This is a genomic window from Corallococcus sp. AB049A, assembly GCF_003668885.1.
Lineage (GTDB): Bacteria > Myxococcota > Myxococcia > Myxococcales > Myxococcaceae > Corallococcus > Corallococcus interemptor.
In genome coordinates this window covers 1-475 of sequence record NZ_RAWL01000993.1, presented here as the reverse complement: position 1 = coordinate 475, position 475 = coordinate 1, and the positions used below count along the sequence as shown (strand labels likewise).

At 52.6% G+C, this 475-nt stretch carries 1 protein-coding gene; it reads left to right on the top strand.

The window, feature by feature from the left end; all coding sequences use genetic code 11:
* Positions 1-345, top strand: a 345-nt coding sequence (locus D7X55_RS40575) for an amidohydrolase family protein (RefSeq protein WP_147470483.1), incomplete at its 5' end; no start/stop codon positions are given.
* Positions 346-475 lie beyond the last annotated feature (130 nt).

Here is a 475-nt window from a genome sequence, read left to right as displayed (position 1 = left end):
GCGCATGGTGGGGGATTCCTCGGATCCTATGCGCCTCGGATGGATTTCAGTTGCTACGTATCACCTCAAAACTGCAATCCGGGCATCACGCTAAAGAAGCGTCCTTCGGAGTACATCAAGCAGATCTATTTCGACGCGCTGGTATTTACCCCTGAAGCGCTTCGTCATCTGGTGGCAGAAGTAGGCGTCAGCCAGGTCATGCTTGGCAAGGACTTTCCTATTCCTTGGGAGCTTCATCCGGTTGACCATGTCATGAATACCTCTTCACTCAGCGACGCTGACCGTATAGCCATCTTGGGAGGCAACGCTGCACGCATGCTTGGGTTACAAGACAAAGAAGATTGATGAAGTACAGCTGAGACAGAAGTCACTCCATGTCATGTTTATTGTCCTCAGCACTTACTAGGACTACTCCCGGCAGTAACGGCAGTAACGGCGGTGTCGACGGCCACCGGATAGCCAGCTAGCTCAGACC